Genomic DNA, 13,431 nt, shown 5'->3' on the forward strand with positions numbered 1-13,431 from the left:
ACCGTAGAGGTGGTGGTGTGGCCGCTCAGTTAATTCTTCGCAAAGATGATTTTTTTGCCTCCGCGAGTCAGGCCGTCGCGGTGGCCGACCGCTACCCGCAAAATGTCTTTGCCGAGCATACCCACGAGTTTTGCGAGCTGGTGCTGGTATGGCGCGGCAACGGCTTACACATCCTCAACGACCGGCCCTACCGCATCACGCGTGGCGATCTGTTTTACATCCGCGCCGAAGACAAACACGCTTACGCCTCGGTTAACGATCTGGTGTTGCAGAACGTTATCTACTGCCCGGACAGGCTTAAACTGAATGTCGACTGGCCGGCCCATATCCCCGGTTTTCTCAATGCCAGAGGCGAACCCCACTGGCGCTTAAGCAGCAACGGCATGGCTCAGGTGCGCCAGACGATCGCCCAGCTGGAGCAGGAGAGTCAGAAGCACGATCCCGTGGCAAATCCGATGGCGGAACTGCTGTTCGCCCAGCTGGTGATGACCCTCAAACGTCATCGTTACGCGACCGATAACCCCTCCGCAACCGTCCAGGAAGCACTGCTGGACAAGCTGATTGCCCGGCTTGCGGGCAGCCTGAACAAAAGTTTCGTGCTGGAAAAGTTTTGCGATCAGGAGCAGTGCAGCGAGCGCGCGCTGCGCCAGCAGTTCCGCACCCAGACGGGGATGACGGTGAACCACTACCTGCGCCAGCTGCGCATCTGCCACGCCCAGTACCTGTTGCAGCATACCGAGCTGATGGTCAGTGAAGTGGCGATGCGCAGCGGATTTGAGGACAGTAATTACTTTTCGGTGGTGTTTAACCGCGAGGTGGGGATGACGCCGGTTCAGTGGCGTCATCGCAGTCGAAAGGCAGCGTAATCAGTTTGCCATGCCGAGGCCCACGATATTGGCCGCGATAATAATCACCACGCAGCCCAGGCTCAGCACGCCCACCGGACGACGCCCGGCGTTATTCCACTCCTTCAGTACCAGCCCAACCAGTCCGCCACACAGCACGTAGAAGCTCATGTGCAGCATCCAGCTTATGTAATCGTACTGCGGTGGAATGCTGGCGTGGCCCCAGGCGTAGAAAAAGAACTGCAGATACCACATGAGGCCGCCCAGCATCGACAGCAGCACATTGGTGATGATTAAGGATTTTGCCAGTGAGAAATCGGCTTTTACCGACAAATCCTTCACTTTTGCCAGACGAATGAAGCAGAAGCCGAGGTTTACCAACGCGCCGCCGCCCATGATCACCACGTAGCTTGGCAGCGCCACGTACAGCGGGTCGACGCCCAGCGCGGCGGCCGCTTCGTGCATGGGTTTTGCGGCGTTCATGGCGAACGACATGCCCGCCGAGAAGATGCCGCACATCACTGCCAGCAGCAGCCCCTTCTTCAGGTTAAAGTCTTCGGCTTTGATGCCCATCTTGCGCTCTTTCAACTGTCCCGCGCGGGTGACGATACCCACGCCTATCACCGCGACAAGCACGCCAAGCAGCGTCATTTGCCCGCCTTTGGTGTTGAGCAACACGTCGACATTGCCGTTAAGAATGGGCGTCATCAGCGTGCCGACGATGAGCGTAATGCCAATTGCGATACCAATACCCATCGACATCCCGAGGTAGCGCATGGTCAGGCCGTAATTGATGTTGCCGATGCCCCACATCGCACCGAACAGAAACACTGGCAGCAGGGTGGAGGCACTGAAGGAAGTAAAGTAGCCCCAGAAATCCGGAAGCAGAATGGCGCTAATGGTCCACGGCAAAATCAGCCAGGACACGGTACCGCCAACTGACCACATGGTTTCCCACGACCACCCTTTCACCTTTTTAAACGGGGCATAGAAACAGGCTGCGCTGGCCGCGCCTATCAAATGCCAGAAGATACCCATCGTAATCGCATGATTCATTTTTACGTCCTCATCATTTTTATAGCCGGTGGCTTCCCCCCGGCTTGATGAGTGTAAAAATTAAGCAGTTCAGGAACCTTCAGACGGTTGCCGCAATTTTGTTTTGGATGGCAATCAGCACGTTAACCGGGTGAGCAGACTCACAATTTTGTGATAAGGCAAAAAACAAATAACCTTATAAAAACTACGGCATTGATAATCATTTTCAATATCATTTAATTAACTATAATGAACCAACTGCTTACGCGGCATTAACAGCTGTGCCGCCCGACAATAATGGAGAGGATTATGAGTTATACACTGCCATCCCTGCCGTATGCCTACGACGCACTGGAACCGCATTTCGACAAGCAGACGATGGAAATCCATCACACTAAACACCACCAGACCTATGTGAACAACGCGAACGCCGCGCTGGAAAGCCTGCCAGAGTTCGCTAACCTGTCTGCTGAAGAGCTGATCACCAAGCTGGACCAGCTGCCAGCGGACAAGAAAACCGTTCTGCGTAACAACGCTGGCGGCCACGCTAACCACAGCCTGTTCTGGAAAGGCCTGAAGACCGGTACCACCCTGCAGGGCGACCTGAAAGCGGCTATCGAGCGCGACTTCGGCTCCGTTGACAACTTCAAAGCGGAATTCGAAAAAGCCGCTGCAACCCGTTTCGGCTCTGGCTGGGCGTGGCTGGTTCTGAAAGGCGACAAGCTGGCGGTAGTGTCTACTGCTAACCAGGACTCCCCGCTGATGGGTGAAGCAATTTCTGGCGCATCCGGCTTCCCAATCCTGGGTCTGGACGTGTGGGAACACGCTTACTACCTGAAATTCCAGAACCGTCGCCCGGACTACATCAAAGCGTTCTGGGACGTGGTGAACTGGGACGAAGCAGCAGCGCGTTTCGCCGCTAAAAAATAAGGTTGCATTGACGCCTGTGAGAAGCGAGTCTTATGACTCGCTTTTTTTGTATCTGCGTAATGGAGGCAGCAATGCATTATCCGGTGAACGTGTTTACAGGCAAGGTAAGGGAGTACGACGGCAGCCGCCCGAGTGCCATCGCCAAAATTCAGGTCGACGGTGAGCTGACGTTAACCGACCTCGGGCTTGCGGGTGACGAGCAGGCCGAAAAGAAAATCCACGGCGGGCCCGAGCGCGCGCTGTGCCACTACCCGCGTGAACACTATCAGCACTGGAAAACCGAGTTTCCCGAGCAGGCGGATCTCTTCGTCGCCCCCGCGTTTGGCGAAAATCTTTCCACCGAAGGGCTCACCGAAAAGAACGTGTTTATAGGTGATATCTACCGCTGGGGCGATGCCCTGATTCAGGTGACGCAGCCACGCTCGCCGTGCTTTAAGCTCAACTACCACTTCGGTATTCAGGATATGTCGGCCCAGCTGCAAAAAGCGGGTAAAACCGGCTGGCTGTATCGCGTGGTGCTGGCTGGGCAGGTTTCAGCGGACGCACCGCTTGCGCTGGCGTCGCGCCTGAGCGATGTGTCTGTTTATGACGCCTGCGCCATTGCCTGGCATATGCCGTTTGACGACGAGCAGTATCACCGCCTGCTGTCGGCGGCGGGGCTATCAACCAGCTGGACAAGAACGATGCAGAAGCGGCGTTTAAGCAATAAGATCGAGGATAATTCGCGGAGATTGTGGGGGAAATAGTCTTCCAGGAAAGTAGGCCGGGTAAGGCGAAGCCGCCACCCGGCACTAAAAGCTACGAACGCTTATACAACGGTAGCCACAGCGTTAACCGTAGTCCACCCAGCGGACTGTCATCGGCTTTCACCCAGCCGCGGTGCTGCTGCATGGCGGTTTCAACAATCGCCAGACCCAGTCCCGTACCACCTGATTCCCGGTCGCGCGCTTCGTCGGTACGATAGAACGGACGGAAAATCTGCTCGCGGTCTTCCGGGCTGACGCCAGGACCGTCGTCATCGACAATGACGGTGATCCCGTCTTTATCCACCGAGAACGCCACCTCAATCTTCGTATGCGAGTAGCGAAGAGCGTTACGCACGATGTTCTCCAGCGCGCTTTCCAGCGTGTTGGGGTTACCGTACAGCGGCCACGGGCCCGGCGGGAAGTTGACGGTGAAGGATTTACCCATCTGTTCCGCTTCGAACGCCGCGTTGTCCAGCACCTCGTGCCAGAGGTGATTGGCTTTCACCGTTTCGCTGACCAGCGCGTTTTTCTGCTGATTGCGCGACATGACCAGCAGGTCGTTGATCATGCTGTCCAGACGATGCGCTTCCGTTTCAATACGCTCCAGCTCTTTGCTCTCACCGCTGCGGCGGCGCAGCAGCGCGGTGCCAAGCTGCAAGCGCGTAAGCGGGGTACGCAGCTCGTGCGAGATATCCGACAGCAGACGTTGCTGTGCGGTCATCATGCGATCGAGGGCGCTCACCATCTGGTTAAAACTGGTTCCGGCGGCAAGGAACTCCTGCGGCCCGGCTTCCAGTTCAGGGTGTTGTCGCAGGTTACCCTGCGCCACCTCATCGGCGGCATTCTTCAGCTTACGCGCCGGTTTTGCCAGGCTCCACGCCAGCCATAACAGCAGCGGCGAGCTGACCAGCATGGTGACAATCAGCAGCAGGAGAGGGCGGTCAAACAGCAGGTTGATAAAATCAGACTGGGAGTTGCTCGCCGGACGGATCAGGTAGAGCTGATAATTATCCTCTCCGTCCCTGACGGAGAAAGGCCCCACCATCTCTACGCGGCCATATTTCTTCTTCTGGGGATGATCGGCGTTATCCGCCTGGCCAATGAAGTTGCGGATAATCTGCATTTCATTGCGATCGGCCCCAATCACGCGGCCTTCGCTGGTTACCAGCAGCAGGCGTTGTCCGGGCGGCGCCCACTTGTCGATAGCGCGAAACAGCCTGCGCCACCACATTAAATCGTTCGGCGGATCGTTTGCCAGCTCGGCTTCCACGTGCTGCTCGATCATCACGCCCTGACGTTGCTCGCTGTCGAGAAGCTCCGTCATCTGGCGTGAGTCGAGTTTTGGCAACATCAAAACGAGCATTAAAACCAGTGCCAGCGTCAGCCAGAAGATGGCGAAGATGCGGGCGGTTAAGCTTCCTATCATGAAGCGGAAACCATCAGATAACCGCGACCACGCAGGGTTTTAAACCATGGGTGACCGTCTTTACGCTCCGGCAGCTTACGGCGCAGGTTAGAGATGTGCATGTCGATGGCGCGGTCAAACGGGGTGAGGCGTTTGCCCAGCACTTCCTGGCTTAGATGTTCACGCGAAACCACCTGGCCGAGGTGCTGCGCCAGCAGATACAGCAGGGTGAACTCCGTGCCGGTCAGTTCCAGCGTCTGGCCATCAAAGCTTGCTTCCTGACGGCCCGGGTTCAGGCTCAGGGAGTCGACTTCAAGGGTGGGTGAGCTGTTGTCGGTATTTTGCTGCTGCTCGCTCCAGTGCGAACGGCGCAGGATAGCGCGAATACGGGCAACCAGTTCACGGTCGTTAAACGGCTTCGGTAAATAGTCATCCGCGCCCAGCTCAAGGCCGAGTACGCGGTCAAGTTCGCTGCCGCGCGCGGTCAGCATGATTACAGGAGTCTGGTGTGTCTGGCGAAGCTCTTTCAACGTATCAATACCGTTTTTCTTCGGCATCATCACGTCGAGCAAAAGTAAATCGATGCTGTCGTCAAGGAGACTCAGCGCCTGCTCGCCATCATGGGCAACCAGGACGTTGAAACCTTCCATGTCGAGCAACTCCTTTAAAAGGGATGTGAGCTCTCGGTCATCATCAACTAACAGGATTTTATTCATTGTTTAAATACCTCCGAGGCAGAAATTACGACATCAAGGCTATCTAATCCATGACTTTACGTTGTTTTACACCCCCTGACGCATGTTTGCAGCCTGAATCGTAGACTGTCTCTCGTTGAATCGCGACACGAAAGATTTTGGGAGCAAGTGATGCGCAAAGTTACCGCTGCCGTCATGGCCTCAACGCTGGCGTTCAGTGCGTTTAGCCAGGCTGCTGAAGCTATCATCAGCGATAACAGTCCCTTACAAGAGGGTGCAACGCAGAACAGCAGCCAAAGCCATATGTTTGACGGCATAAGTTTAACCGAACATCAGCGTCAACAGATGCGAGATCTGATGCAGAGGGCACGACACGACCAGCCCCCTGTTAATGTTAGCGAAATGGAGACAATGCATCGCCTTGTCACCGCAGAAAATTTTGACGAAAGCGCTGTACGCGCTCAGGCCGAAAAAATGGCACAGGAACAGGTTGCCCGCCAGGTAGAGATGGCGAAGGTCCGCAACCAGATGTTCCATCTGCTAACGCCCGAGCAGCAAGCGGTTTTGAATGCCAGACATCAGCAGCGAATGGACCAGCTGCGTGAGGTTGCACGGATGCAGCGAAGCTCAAAAACGTCGTTTTTCAGTAGCAATAGCAGTACCCGTAGTAACCAGTAAACCCTGTTTTCCTTGCCATAGACACCATCCCTGTCTTCCCCCACATGATGTGGGGGTTTTTTTTGCCCCGCATCCGCCCTGTTAACCGTTTATTCATCCTTAGACTCCCCATGCTTCCGTTATAATAGCGGCATGACATGACAGGAGCGTTTATGAATCAATCCTATGGAAGACTGGTAAGCCGGGCCGCCATTGCGGCTACCGTCATGGCCTCCAGCCTGTTACTGATTAAAATCTTTGCCTGGTGGTATACCGGCTCGGTCAGTATTCTGGCGGCGCTGGTGGACTCGCTGATGGACATTGCCGCCTCGTTGACCAACCTGCTGGTGGTGCGTTACTCGCTACAACCAGCGGATGAAGAGCATACATTTGGGCACGGCAAAGCGGAGTCGCTGGCCGCGCTGGCGCAAAGTATGTTCATTTCCGGCTCTGCGCTGTTCCTGTTTTTAACCGGGATTCAGCATCTCGTTTCGCCGACGCCGATGAACGATCCCGGCGTGGGCGTGATTGTGACGATCGTTGCGCTTATATGCACACTTGTTCTGGTAACGTTCCAGCGTTGGGTTGTTCGCAAAACGCAAAGTCAGGCTGTACGGGCGGATATGCTTCATTATCAATCTGATGTTATGATGAATGGGGCTATTCTTATTGCGCTCGGTCTGGCCTGGTATGGCTGGCATCGCGCCGATGCGTTATTTGCGTTAGGGATTGGTATCTATATTTTATATAGCGCCCTGCGGATGGGGTATGAAGCGGTGCAATCACTGCTTGACCGCGCCCTCCCGGACTCAGAACGTAATGAAATTTTTTCTATCGTGACCTCCTGGCCCGGCGTCAGCGGTGCACACGATCTTCGAACGCGGCAGTCAGGGCCGACCCGCTTTATTCAGATTCATATTGAAATGGAAGACAACCTGCCACTGGTTCAGGCTCACGTTATTGCTGAGCAGGTCGAGCAGGCGATTTTGCAGCGTTTTCCTGGGTCAGACGTCATCATTCACCAGGATCCCTGCTCGGTTGTACCCGGTCATGTTGGGCTTTCGTAATTCGTTGTAAAAAAGTGAGCCAGGCCAGCATTTTGTGTATAAATTACCGCCGTTTGGTCTGACCTGAATCAATTCAGCTGGAAGGGATTGATATACTATTTGCAGTATTCGTTGGTCGATAAGTTTCTTCCGGCAACAGATTTCAATTTTGCATTCCTAAGTTCAGAGGTAGTCATGATTAAGAAAATCGGTGTGTTGACAAGCGGCGGTGATGCGCCGGGCATGAACGCGGCAATTCGTGGTGTTGTCCGTGCAGCGCTGACGGAAGGCCTGGAAGTTTTTGGCGTTTATGACGGTTATCTGGGCCTGTATGAAGATCGTATGGTTCAGCTCGACCGTTACAGCGTGTCTGACATGATCAACCGTGGCGGTACTTTCCTCGGTTCCGCGCGCTTCCCGGAATTCCGTGATGAACACGTTCGTGAAGTGGCTATCGAAAACATGAAGAAACGCGGCCTGGACGCCCTGGTGGTTATCGGTGGTGACGGCTCCTACATGGGTGCAAAACGTCTGACCGAAATGGGCTTCCCGTGCATCGGTCTGCCGGGCACCATCGACAACGACATCAAAGGTACTGACTACACTATCGGCTTCTTTACTGCGCTGGGTACCGTTGTTGAAGCGATTGACCGTCTGCGTGACACCTCGTCTTCTCACCAGCGTATCTCTATCGTTGAAGTGATGGGCCGTTACTGTGGCGACCTGACGCTGGCGGCAGCCATTGCGGGCGGTTGCGAATTTATCGTCGTGCCAGAAGTCGAATTTAGCCGTGAAGATCTGGTGGCTGAAATCAAAGCGGGCATCGCGAAGGGTAAAAAACACGCGATCGTGGCTATCACCGAGCATATCTGTGACGTTGATGAGCTGGCGAAGTACATCGAAGCCGAAACCAAACGCGAAACCCGCGCGACCGTACTGGGTCACATCCAGCGCGGCGGCTCCCCAGGCCCTTACGACCGTATTCTGGCGTCCCGTATGGGCGCGTACGCTATCGATCTGCTGCTGCAGGGTCACGGCGGCCGCTGCGTCGGTATTCAGAACGAAAAACTGGTTCACCACGACATCATCGACGCCATTGAAAACATGAAGCGTCCGTTCAAAGGTGACTGGCTGGACTGCGCGAAAAAGCTGTACTGATTCTCCTGGCCCTCTTCTTTCGCGAAGAGGGCCATTATTCCTCTACGTTATAGCCAATCTTTTTTTATTCTTTAATCCTCGAATCGCTTTCTGGCACGCTGCATTCATCAAAACACTACACAAGAGAGCTGGGCGATGAATAAATGGGGCGTGGGTTTAACATTTTTGCTGGCATCGACCAGCGTTCTGGCTAAGGATATCCAGTTACTGAACGTGTCATACGACCCGACGCGTGAACTGTACGAGCAATACAACAAAGCGTTCGCGGCACACTGGAAGCAGGAAACCGGCGACAACGTGGTGGTTCGCCAGTCGCATGGCGGCTCCGGCAAGCAGGCGACGTCCGTGATAAACGGTATTGAAGCCGACGTGGTGACCCTGGCGCTGGCCTACGATGTTGACGCGATCGCCGAGCGTGGCCGCATCGACAAAAACTGGATCAAACGCCTGCCGGATAACTCCGCACCCTACACCTCGACCATCGTCTTCCTGGTGCGTAAAGGAAACCCGAAACAAATTAAAGACTGGAACGATCTGATCAAACCGGGCGTTTCTGTCATTACCCCGAACCCGAAAAGCTCCGGCGGCGCTCGCTGGAACTACCTGGGCGCATGGGGCTACGCGCTGCATCACAACAATAACGATCAGGCCAAAGCGCAGGAATTCGTGAAAGCGCTGTATAAAAACGTTGAAGTGCTGGACTCCGGCGCGCGTGGCGCCACCAACACCTTCGTCGAGCGCGGGATTGGCGACGTGCTGATTGCCTGGGAAAATGAAGCCCTGCTGGCCACCAACGAGCTGGGTAAAGACAAATTCGAGATCGTGACCCCGAGCGAATCGATTCTGGCTGAGCCGACCGTTTCAGTGGTCGATAAAGTGGTTGAGAAGAAAGACACCAAAGCGGTGGCGGAAGCCTATCTGAAGTATCTGTACTCGCCAGAAGGCCAGGAAATTGCGGCGAAAAACTTCTATCGTCCACGCGATCCGGCCGTTGCGAAGAAATACGAAAGCGTATTCCCTAAACTGAAACTCTTCACCATTGATGACGAGTTCGGCGGTTGGACCAAAGCGCAGAAAGAGCACTTCTCTAACGGTGGCACTTTCGACCAAATCAGCCAGCGCTAACCATTAGCCAATGACACGGTGACCCGGCGTGAGAAATCCGCCGGGTTTTTTATTTGGTCATCATTTTGCGTTACTCTTTTGCCTCTATTGAAAACAGGGAACGCGTTGTGAAAAAAATTATCTTTTTGATCCTCATTGTCATCGCCCTTGCCGCTGGCGGCGTGTACTGGATGAAGGCGGGTAATCCGAATGCGTTGCGACATATCGTTCTCGACCAGTGCGTGCCGAATCAGATCCAGAATCGTAACCCGGCACCCTGTGCGCAGGTGAAAACGGATGCAGGCTATGTGGTATTTAAAGATCGCAACGGGCCGCTGCAATACCTGCTGATGCCAACCTACCGCATCAACGGCACCGAGAGCCCGCTGCTGACCGAAGCGCATACGCCGAACTTTTTCTGGCTGGCGTGGCAGTCGCGCAGCTTTATGACCCTCAAGCGTGGCTCCGAGGTGCCTGACAGCGCTATTTCGTTGACGATTAACTCGCCGACTGGCCGCACCCAGAACCATTTTCATATTCATATCTCCTGCCTGCGCCCGGACGTGCGCGAGAAGCTCAACGCGGCACAGGGAGAAATCAGCACCCAGTGGCTGCCTCTGCCCGGGGGACTAGAAGGACATGAGTATCTTGCTCGCCGCGTGACCGAGAATGAACTGGTCCAGCGCAGCCCGTTTATGATGCTGGCGGAAGAGCTGCCGGAAGCGCGCGACCATATGGGGCGCTTCGCGCTGGCGATGGCGCAGCAGTCGGATGGCTCTTTTGTTTTGCTGGCGACCGAGCGTAACCTGCTCACGCTTAACCGCGCGTCCGCTGAGGAACTGCAGGATCATCAATGCGCTATCCTGAAGTAACCCCACCATAAATCGCGTTTACTCGGGCTACCTGTCACCGTAGACTTGCTGAAAAATTCTACAGGAGACAGGTATGTCGCTCTGGTTAACGTATCCTCTGCTGCTGCCCTCACTGATCGTTGGCGTCACCATCGTGCTGTGGGCGACGTCGCTATTGCCGGAATTCATCACCGCGCTGCTGTTCTTCACGGCGGCAATGACTGCGAAGATCGCCCCGCCGGAGGTCATCTTCGGCGGTTTTGCCTCGTCGGCTTTCTGGCTGGTCTTCAGCGGCTTTGTGCTTGGCGTGGCGATCCGTAAAACCGGACTGGCGGACAGGGCCGCCCGGGCGCTGTCGGCAAGACTCACCGACTCCTGGGTGTTGATGGTGGCGAGCGTGGTGCTGCTGAGCTATGCGCTGGCGTTTGTGATGCCGTCGAACATGGGACGTATTGCGCTGCTGATGCCGATTGTCGCGGCGATGGCAAAACGCGCCGGTATCGCCGACGGCTCCCGCGCCTGGTTCGGGCTTGCGCTGGCGGTGGGGTTCGGGACTTTCCAGCTGTCGGCGACTATCCTGCCTGCAAACGTCCCTAATCTGGTGATGAGCGGTGCGGCAGAAGGCTCGTACGGCATCCATCTGAACTATGTCCCGTATCTGCTGCTGCACACGCCGGTGCTGGGCATTCTCAAAGGCCTGATTTTGATTGGCCTCATCTGCTGGCTATTTCCCGGTAGCCCAAAACCGTCGAAGGAACAGGCGCCGTCTGAGCCGATGGGGCGAGATGAAAAGCGTCTCGCCTGGCTGCTGGCTGTGGTGCTGGGTATGTGGGTCACGGAGAGCTGGCACGGTGTAGGGCCGGCGTGGACGGGGCTGGCGGCGTCGATCATCGTTATGCTGCCGCGCATTGGTTTCATTACCGGGGAAGAGTTTTCTGCGGGAGTGAATATGCGTACCTGTATTTACGTCGCGGGTATTCTTGGGCTGGCGATCGTGGTGACGCAAACCGGTATCGGAACGGCCGTGGGCGAAGCATTGCTCCGGATTATGCCGCTGGATGCAGACAGACCGTTCATCAGCTTCCTGGCGCTGACCGGTATTACCACGGCGCTCAACTTCATTATGACCGCCAACGGCGTGCCTGCGCTTTACACCACGCTGGCGCAGAGCTTCTCGGACGCGACCGGTTTCCCGCTGCTGTCGGTAATCATGATTCAGGTGCTGGGCTATTCCACGCCGCTGCTGCCGTATCAGGCGTCGCCGATTGTGGTGGCAATGGGGCTCGGGAAGGTGCCTGCAAGGGCGGGGATGATGCTCTGTCTGGCGCTGGCCATTGCAACGTATCTGGTGCTGCTGCCGCTGAATTATCTGTGGTTTAGCGTGTTAGGCAAGTTGTAGGGTTTTGTAGGGCGGGTAAGCGCAAGCACCACCCGCCACAAAGGCAATTACGCCTGTTTAGCCGCTTCTGCTGCCTTAACGATCACTGCGAAAGCGTCAGCTTTCAGGGATGCACCGCCAACCAGCGCGCCATCGATGTCTGGCTGGGTGAACAGCTCAGCAGCGTTGGAAGCGTTTACGGAACCGCCGTACTGGATAATCACTTGCTCAGCGACCTTCGCGTCGGCTTTAGCAATGTGGTCACGAATGAATTTGTGAACCGCCTGAGCCTGAGCAGGGGTTGCAGATTTGCCGGTACCGATCGCCCAGACTGGCTCGTATGCGATTACCGCGCCTTCGAACGCTGCCGCGCCCTGGGTTTTCAGCACTGCGTCGATCTGACGTGCACACACTTCTTCGGTTTTGCCCGCTTCGTTTTCCGATTCGGTTTCACCGATGCACAGCACCGGGATCAGACCCTGCTCTTTCAGCACGGCGAATTTCTTCGCGATGAACTCATCGGATTCTTTGTGATAGGTGCGACGCTCTGAGTGGCCAATGATGATGTATTTCGCGCCAATATCTTTCAGCATTTCAGCGGAGGTTTCACCGGTGAACGCGCCAGACAGGTTAACGTCAACGTTCTGCGCGCCCAGAATGATGTGGCTGCCGTCAGCGGCGTGTTTAGCCAGATCCAGATACATATCCGGCGGAGCGATAGCAACCGCGCAGCCCGTCACGCCAGCCAGCTCTTTACGCAGGTTCGCAACCAGCTCGTTTACCATGTGGCGGCTGCCGTTCAGTTTCCAGTTACCCATCACTAAAGGATGTCGCATTTCAATTCTCCACGCTCAATAAGCGAATTAAGGAATATGGCCACCCTGTCGGGCAGCATGGTCTGTGAATCAGTATAGAGATTTTCCCTCGAAAGGCTTTGCTTTTTGTCATTAATTCGCCCCGCCGAGGGTGTCAGATAGTGCCAGCTTAATCGGTTCAACAGCGAAGGTCAGTCCTTTTTCGCCGTTGTCCGCCACAACATAGCGGATCGCGCCTTCGGTATCGGTGTAGTAACGCTTGTTTTTACCCGCGGCCAGCAGTTTTTGCAGCTTTTGCTGGCTTTGCTTTTTCGTCAGCGCAGGGGTAAAGGCCTGCAATACCGCGCTCATGTACTCCAGCGCTTTCGCCTTAGCAGCTTTCTGCTCTGGACCCTGTATCGGCAGCCAGGTGATCTGCATGCTTTTAATTTTTAACGTTCCGCGCTCCAGCGCCGTCGAAGCATACAAATTCTCGTTAATCTTGCTTGCCGCACGGGTCAGCGTGGGGGTATCGCGTGAGCCATCAATGGCGCGAAACTCATCCAGCGGCAGCGTGGGGTTGGTCTGATTGAACGCTTCACGAAACTGGCTGATGGACTGATCGAACGACGGCGCGCCCGCCAAAAGATACGGTGCTGTGGTCGGGGCTGTGGTTTCGGCGGCGTGCAGGGGATAACCCGCGCTGAGCAGCGCTAAACACAGGAAAAGAGAACGTGCCGAACTTTTCATCAACATTGCCCCTGGCCGTAAGTGCTCATGATTAAAA

The 13,431-nt window shown here is 55.5% G+C and carries 14 protein-coding genes; 9 read left to right on the forward strand and 5 right to left on the reverse strand.

The features are described from left to right. The first annotated feature begins 17 nt into the window (after positions 1-17). Entirely contained in the window at positions 18-866 is an 849-nt protein-coding gene (gene rhaR / locus LA04_RS20870; RefSeq protein WP_047653002.1) for an HTH-type transcriptional activator RhaR, read from the forward strand. Here rhaR and rhaT read toward each other — a convergent pair whose 3' ends face one another. Beyond that, positions 867-1,901, reverse strand: coding sequence for an L-rhamnose/proton symporter RhaT (gene rhaT / locus LA04_RS20875; protein ID WP_047653003.1), 1,035 nt, complete (start codon positions 1,899-1,901; stop codon positions 867-869). A gap of 288 nt (positions 1,902-2,189) precedes the next feature. Here rhaT and sodA point away from each other — a divergent pair, with 288 nt between their 5' ends. Further along, entirely contained in the window at positions 2,190-2,810 is a 621-nt protein-coding gene (sodA, locus tag LA04_RS20880; protein ID WP_004203668.1) for a superoxide dismutase [Mn], read from the forward strand. A gap of 71 nt (positions 2,811-2,881) precedes the next feature. Next, positions 2,882-3,556, forward strand: coding sequence for a 6-hydroxyaminopurine reductase (yiiM, locus tag LA04_RS20885; RefSeq protein ID WP_047653004.1), 675 nt, complete (start codon positions 2,882-2,884; stop codon positions 3,554-3,556). A 52-nt stretch (positions 3,557-3,608) separates the two neighbouring features. Here yiiM and cpxA read toward each other — a convergent pair whose 3' ends face one another. Both cpxA and cpxR read right to left on the reverse strand, forming a co-directional pair. Next, positions 3,609-4,982 carry an envelope stress sensor histidine kinase CpxA gene (gene cpxA, locus LA04_RS20890; protein ID WP_023309731.1) on the reverse strand — a complete coding sequence of 458 codons (1,374 nt, stop codon included), beginning with the start codon at positions 4,980-4,982 and terminating at the stop codon, positions 3,609-3,611. Further along, on the reverse strand, positions 4,979-5,677 hold the full coding sequence (gene cpxR, locus LA04_RS20895) for an envelope stress response regulator transcription factor CpxR (RefSeq protein ID WP_006179159.1): 699 nt from the start codon (positions 5,675-5,677) through the stop codon (positions 4,979-4,981). The genes cpxA and cpxR overlap by 4 nt, the downstream gene beginning before the upstream one ends. Positions 5,678-5,827: 150 nt before the next feature. Here cpxR and cpxP point away from each other — a divergent pair, with 150 nt between their 5' ends. From cpxP to LA04_RS20925, 6 genes are all read left to right on the forward strand, one after another. Then, positions 5,828-6,334 (forward strand): cell-envelope stress modulator CpxP, encoded by a 507-nt coding sequence (gene cpxP, locus LA04_RS20900; protein WP_047653005.1) that lies wholly within the window; start codon positions 5,828-5,830, stop codon positions 6,332-6,334. A 152-nt stretch (positions 6,335-6,486) separates the two neighbouring features. After that, complete coding sequence (fieF, locus tag LA04_RS20905) at positions 6,487-7,380, forward strand: CDF family cation-efflux transporter FieF (protein WP_047653007.1); 894 nt, start codon at positions 6,487-6,489, stop codon at positions 7,378-7,380. Between the two features lie 174 nt (positions 7,381-7,554). After that, positions 7,555-8,517, forward strand: a complete 963-nt coding sequence (gene pfkA / locus LA04_RS20910) for a 6-phosphofructokinase (RefSeq protein ID WP_023309696.1) — start codon at positions 7,555-7,557, stop codon at positions 8,515-8,517. 135 nt (positions 8,518-8,652) lie between these two features. Then, positions 8,653-9,642, forward strand: a complete 990-nt coding sequence (locus tag LA04_RS20915) for a sulfate ABC transporter substrate-binding protein (protein WP_047653008.1) — start codon at positions 8,653-8,655, stop codon at positions 9,640-9,642. Positions 9,643-9,749: 107 nt separating this feature from the next. Beyond that, positions 9,750-10,493: a CDP-diacylglycerol diphosphatase gene (locus LA04_RS20920; RefSeq protein WP_047653010.1), complete on the forward strand. Its 744-nt coding sequence runs from the start codon at positions 9,750-9,752 to the stop codon at positions 10,491-10,493. 73 nt (positions 10,494-10,566) lie between these two features. Further along, positions 10,567-11,871, forward strand: a complete 1,305-nt coding sequence (locus LA04_RS20925; protein WP_047653012.1) for an SLC13 family permease — start codon at positions 10,567-10,569, stop codon at positions 11,869-11,871. A gap of 47 nt (positions 11,872-11,918) precedes the next feature. Here LA04_RS20925 and tpiA read toward each other — a convergent pair whose 3' ends face one another. Further along, positions 11,919-12,686, reverse strand: a complete 768-nt coding sequence (tpiA, locus tag LA04_RS20930) for a triose-phosphate isomerase (RefSeq protein ID WP_047653014.1) — start codon at positions 12,684-12,686, stop codon at positions 11,919-11,921. Between the two features lie 111 nt (positions 12,687-12,797). Continuing rightward, positions 12,798-13,394 (reverse strand): DUF1454 family protein, encoded by a 597-nt coding sequence (locus tag LA04_RS20935; protein WP_047653016.1) that lies wholly within the window; start codon positions 13,392-13,394, stop codon positions 12,798-12,800. Between the last annotated feature and the right edge of the window lie 37 nt (positions 13,395-13,431).

Origin of the sequence: Enterobacter sp. UCD-UG_FMILLET, from assembly GCF_000762975.1 — a bacterium.
GTDB lineage: Bacteria > Pseudomonadota > Gammaproteobacteria > Enterobacterales > Enterobacteriaceae > Enterobacter > Enterobacter dykesii.

What these genes read in the sequence shown, in the direction of transcription:
- cpxA (WP_023309731.1), bottom strand. Translation starts at nt 4,982, where the DNA reads ATGATAGGAAGCTTAACCGCCCGCATCTTCGCCATCTTCTGGCTGACG.
- cpxR (WP_006179159.1), bottom strand. Translation starts at nt 5,677, where the DNA reads ATGAATAAAATCCTGTTAGTTGATGATGACCGAGAGCTCACATCCCTT.
- sodA (WP_004203668.1), top strand. Translation starts at nt 2,190, where the DNA reads ATGAGTTATACACTGCCATCCCTGCCGTATGCCTACGACGCACTGGAA.
- LA04_RS20915 (WP_047653008.1), top strand. Translation starts at nt 8,653, where the DNA reads ATGAATAAATGGGGCGTGGGTTTAACATTTTTGCTGGCATCGACCAGC.
- yiiM (WP_047653004.1), top strand. Translation starts at nt 2,882, where the DNA reads ATGCATTATCCGGTGAACGTGTTTACAGGCAAGGTAAGGGAGTACGAC.
- LA04_RS20935 (WP_047653016.1), bottom strand. Translation starts at nt 13,394, where the DNA reads ATGAAAAGTTCGGCACGTTCTCTTTTCCTGTGTTTAGCGCTGCTCAGC.
- rhaT (WP_047653003.1), bottom strand. Translation starts at nt 1,901, where the DNA reads ATGAATCATGCGATTACGATGGGTATCTTCTGGCATTTGATAGGCGCG.
- fieF (WP_047653007.1), top strand. Translation starts at nt 6,487, where the DNA reads ATGAATCAATCCTATGGAAGACTGGTAAGCCGGGCCGCCATTGCGGCT.
- pfkA (WP_023309696.1), top strand. Translation starts at nt 7,555, where the DNA reads ATGATTAAGAAAATCGGTGTGTTGACAAGCGGCGGTGATGCGCCGGGC.
- cpxP (WP_047653005.1), top strand. Translation starts at nt 5,828, where the DNA reads ATGCGCAAAGTTACCGCTGCCGTCATGGCCTCAACGCTGGCGTTCAGT.
- LA04_RS20925 (WP_047653012.1), top strand. Translation starts at nt 10,567, where the DNA reads ATGTCGCTCTGGTTAACGTATCCTCTGCTGCTGCCCTCACTGATCGTT.
- tpiA (WP_047653014.1), bottom strand. Translation starts at nt 12,686, where the DNA reads ATGCGACATCCTTTAGTGATGGGTAACTGGAAACTGAACGGCAGCCGC.